General features: G+C 43.7%; 2 protein-coding genes. Both read left to right on the top strand.

The genetic code is table 11. The features are described from left to right. Positions 1 to 10 precede the first annotated feature (10 nt). Complete coding sequence (locus H6A60_RS14445) at positions 11 to 136, top strand: DUF8462 domain-containing protein (RefSeq protein ID WP_500691534.1); 126 nt, start codon at positions 11 to 13, stop codon at positions 134 to 136. A gap of 416 nt (positions 137 to 552) precedes the next feature. Then, positions 553 to 1892, top strand: a 1340-nt coding sequence (locus H6A60_RS11070) for an ATP-dependent DNA helicase (protein ID WP_205104590.1), incomplete at its 3' end; no start/stop codon positions are given.

The raw sequence follows: 1892 nt of genomic DNA, 5'->3' as shown, positions 1-1892 counted from the left end.
CAAAAAGGCGCTGAGCATCAGACCGCTTCGCAGCCGCATTACAGAAAAAGGCATGATTTACAGCCCGAAGCACGGCTTCGTGGCATTCACCGTTCCGCTTTTTGACGAGTTCATTCGACGTCAGAAAAGGCTGTGACAGCAAGTTCCAGACTTTCAAAGTAAAAATGTCTTGAAACAACATTCACCGAATGAATATGGATTTTTTTTATGAAGGGCCGAAGCGAGCCATTTAAAGCCTTAGCACGAAAGAGCTTTTCGTTCACTTAGGTCTCGGAGGAAACTGTTTACAATTTCTGCCCGTCGACATATTCCCTAATTTGTCTGCCAAACACCCGTAGAGGCAGAAAATGCCAGCGGCAATCGACTGAGGCGTCCACCACTTCCAGGTTCCACCAAGAACGTCGGATTTTCACGAGGCAGCGGACGAAAAAAACACTATCCCCTTATCGAAAATACAGTCTTGCGAAACTGTTCTCAAATCCGTAACATTTTAATATCCTATATCTTTAATTAAAAATTTTGAAAGAAACTTTTGATTTGAATCTATTAAAAATGCCAGCTATTGCCGATTTTTTTTCAGAGTATTCACTGACTCCATCTCAGTCTGTTGCCATTAAAGCACTCGAAGCATTTTTGAATGATGCTGAAAAAGATGTCTTCATCCTTAAGGGCTACGCAGGCACAGGGAAAACGTTTCTGACGAAAGGCATCTGTGCGTACCTCAATGCTCTCGGGCGAAACTGTATTCTCTGTGCCCCCACAGGGAAAGCGGCAAAAGTTCTGAGAAAAAAGAGCGCAAACACTGCTTCAACGATTCACAGTCTAATCTACGGATCCCCTGTTCCTGAGCCTTACATCGATCCGAACTCACCTAAGGATGCGGAAGAAACGGCCACATTTCGGTGGCACATGAGCATAAGAGAGAACTTTTTCAATACGAATGCTGTCTACATCGTTGATGAAGCCTCGATGGTATCCGACGTATATTCGGATTCAGAATTCATTCTGGCTGGAAGTGGTTATCTTTTACGCGATTTTATTCAATTCATCAATTTCGACATAAACGAACACTCTAAAAAACTTATTTTTATTGGTGATCCAGCGCAGTTGCCTCCAGTCCATCAAAATGTTTCGCCTGCCTTAAGCGATCGCTATATTCAGGAGAATTTCGGCCTTCGAGTCTCATGCGTAGAACTTAGCGATGTCGTTCGTCAGCAGAATGATTCAGGCATACTTAGCAATGCAACAAAACTGAGAATGGCGATCGCAAATAAGCAATTCAACAAACTTTCTGTCGAAGAATGTGCAAACGATATCGAAAAAATTGAAAATGCAGAGGCTCTTTCCAAGTACCTCGAGAGCATTCAAGCTAACGGTATAGCGAGTGCGGCAATCATTAGCGGAACTAACAAGACGACCTATTTATACAACTGTCTCATTCACAATCGTCTCTTCCCGGATCACCAGAATAAAATCGCATGCGGCGATGTACTCATGGTCTATCGTAACGACGACGACTATCCAAACGGCACGCAGGTCGTTCTCAAGCGAATTATTGGCGATCCTATTCGCCGCATAATTCCAGTGAAAGCCTCTCCCAGAAATTCTAAACACAATGAAACCGTTAAGGTTCCGCTTGTATTTCGTCGGGTAGAGGTCGAGGAACCAGGCACAGAATCAGCTTTTGAGAAAATTCTTCTTGAAAGTTTTGTTTACGACCCTGAAGGTTCTCTCGCCTCCGAAGTCAACAAAGCTCTCTTCATCGATTTCCTCATTCGAAACAGAGATATTGATTACCGCGGAATCCTTGCGAATTCGATCGCTCGCGAAGAATGTAGATCACGAATGATGACAGACAAATATCTGCATTGTCTTGTCGCCAAGTGGGGATA

Source organism: Sutterella massiliensis (assembly GCF_016899755.1).
GTDB lineage: Bacteria > Pseudomonadota > Gammaproteobacteria > Burkholderiales > Burkholderiaceae_F > Sutterella > Sutterella massiliensis.
Note: the sequence above shows the minus strand (reverse complement) of the source record. Positions and strands in the feature narration are given on the sequence as shown.